The sequence below is a fragment of the Collinsella sp. CLA-ER-H4 genome (assembly GCF_040092395.1).
In the GTDB taxonomy this organism is placed as follows: Bacteria; Actinomycetota; Coriobacteriia; order Coriobacteriales; family Coriobacteriaceae; genus Collinsella.
Window position 1 is genome coordinate 1 of sequence record NZ_JBBNLQ010000024.1, and the last position, 2,321, is coordinate 2,321.

At 50.3% G+C, this 2,321-nt stretch carries 3 protein-coding genes; 2 read left to right on the top strand and 1 reads right to left on the bottom strand.

Annotation, left to right across the window (positions count from 1 at the left end; genetic code table 11):
* The first annotated feature begins 153 nt into the window (after nucleotides 1–153).
* The gene (locus AAAX34_RS09360) at nucleotides 154–369 is read left to right on the top strand and encodes a hypothetical protein (protein ID WP_349111060.1); all 216 of its coding nucleotides are present in this window, start codon (nucleotides 154–156) and stop codon (nucleotides 367–369) included.
* 94 nt (nucleotides 370–463) lie between these two features.
* Here AAAX34_RS09360 and AAAX34_RS09365 read toward each other — a convergent pair whose 3' ends face one another.
* Entirely contained in the window at nucleotides 464–616 is a 153-nt protein-coding gene (locus tag AAAX34_RS09365) for a Fic family protein (protein WP_161160854.1), read from the bottom strand.
* 122 nt (nucleotides 617–738) lie between these two features.
* On the opposite strand from AAAX34_RS09365, the gene AAAX34_RS09370 reads away from it, so the two are divergent.
* The coding region (locus AAAX34_RS09370; protein ID WP_349111063.1) for an N-acetylmuramoyl-L-alanine amidase at nucleotides 739–2,321 on the top strand (1,583 nt) is incomplete at its 3' end.

Here is a 2,321-nt window from a genome sequence, read left to right on the forward strand (position 1 = left end):
TACATAGAGCTCTATTACAATAGGGTGCGCATGCATTCCACCCTGGGCTACATGTCTCCAGTGGAATACGAGCGGCAATACGCTTGAGGATCCTTAAAAGAAAGTCCAGTTTATCCTTCCCACTCCATATACCTTGCTACGGACAGCGGTTATATGCAGGAATTACTTTGGAAGAACGTGCTTGTGTTTTCTCACTGCCACACGGCGTGGGGGCTGCTGTCGGTTGTGCTCGTGGTGACCGGCGTGTATGTTGCCGCGTCCTGCGTCGAGGCAGTTCGACAGGTTCTGTATCGGGTGATGTTCAAGCATCCGGGTAGAGCGTTTGATGTTTTGTGTGACAAGATTGCAGGGGTTTCTTTGCTAAGGTAGGCCATTGTTGGGCCAAGTCCTGTGCGGTGTGTAAATTCGTAATCGCGATTCCCCTACGCTGTCTTCCTCAGCTTCGCCTGCTGCCCGGCGATTCTCACCAGCTGCGGCACGGAGTCTCTCCGTCTCTGAGAACTCCGTTCTTATCGAGGAAGTGAATGAAGAACGCCGCTGCAGAGCGCTTGTTGCCATCCAAGAACGGATGCTCCTTCACTGCGATATAGGCAAGGACTCTGTTGGCAGAAAACACTGTCTAACATTTCTGCCGCGTTCCCCAGTAGGTCAAGTAATTCAATTACAATTATTCGAGTTCAAATTTGTTTGGTTAAAGTTTACTTTTTAGATTTAAGTTAATTTGTTGGGAGTGCATATATGAAAAAAGTTCGTTGCGCAGTCGCTAATTTGGTTACCGCTGTTCTGGTTTCCTCTTCATTCCTTGCTCCCGTTTCGTCGGCCTATGCAGTTGAGTTTTCCTCGCTTTCAAATAATGAAGCCGAGACCTCTAGCTCCTCTTCATTTTCGGATTTCGTTTCCGAGGATACTGAGAAGACCGCCGAAGCCGACCCTTGTGAGGTTACTGAGAAGACCGCCGAAGCCGACTCTTGTAATTCGGAAGTCGAATCGGCCGCTCAGCCGGCTCAATCTTACGATTCCTCCTCTGTCGATGCCTCTTTTCAATACTTGTACATTGCGCAGCCCTCTCTTTCGTTGGGTGCTATGCAAGAGGCGGCGTTCGCAACTGCATCTGACTCCGATGTTTTGACCTCTGCGTCCCTATCATTCGTCAGCGATTCTGGCGAACAGCGCTCCATTGAAGCTTCGGCCTTCGCTGGGAATGCTGCGGGCTTTACATTCGGACAAGATTTGTTGGTAGCGCGGTATTTTTTAACCGGTATTACGTATCAGGTGAAGGATTCGAACGCAATCTATTCAGTGGATCTCTCGTCTGAGGATTACAGCTTTAACGTAGTCAATTCGTCTACTTCTTCTGATTACATTGACAATTCCGATGATTTGTCAGTCTACTATGCCGATGAGAACGGCAATCCTGTCGAGGCTTTCTCTATTGAAGAGGCACTTTCCGGTTCTGAAGGTGATAGTGGCATTGCAGCTTATAGCGCCGATTCCCGTTCAGCTCGTAAAAATGTTCGTGTGATCGCACTTGATGCCGGTCACGGTGGATCCGATCCTGGCGCTCAGGGCAACGGGAAGAGTGAAGCCGACCTTACTTGGAAGATTGTTAGCGCGTGTAAGACCAAGCTTGAGAACTACGGATTTAAGGTAATTCTCGCTCGTGAGCAGTCGGGCAGCTACGGTAGCAGCGACTTCCTTTACCGCGTTCAGCGTTGCGTCAATCAGGGCGCCCAGGCCTATATCAGTTTCCATATCAATTCAGGTTCGTCCGCAGCCCATGGTGCCGAGGTGTATTCGCCTACCGTGAACGGGGCTGACTATACCCAGGTTTCGTACGAACTGGCCCAGAAGGTTCAGAACAATCTTGTTGCTCTCGGACTTACAAACCGTGGTGTCTTTCAGATGCAGGTGGGCGACGAATTCGCTGTTATTCGTTGTGCTCGTGAAGCTGGAATCCCCGGTATTTTGATCGAACACGGATTTATTTCCAATTGGGGCGATGCGAACAAGTACTTTAGTGATGCCGGGTGCAAGCGTCTTGGAGAAGCTGATGCAGACGCCATCATCGCGCAGTTCCCCAAATCATCTTGGCTTGATTATTCGTCTGTTTTCGATGCCGACTACTATCTTAATAAGTATCCAGATGTTAATGAATGGGCAAACGGAAGCAAAGATAGGGCCCTGGATCACTTCGTCAACTACGGCATGTCGGAGGGCCGCCGCGGCTCCGAGGCGTTCGACGTGCAGAGCTACTACAATGAGTACCCCGATCTCCGCGCCGCCTTTGGCACCGACCTCGCCAGCTACTACTCGCACTACCT

Excerpts from the sequence above, each read along its gene's own strand:
- AAAX34_RS09360 (WP_349111060.1), top strand. The coding sequence starts at position 154 with ATGCAGGAATTACTTTGGAAGAACGTGCTTGTGTTTTCTCACTGCCAC.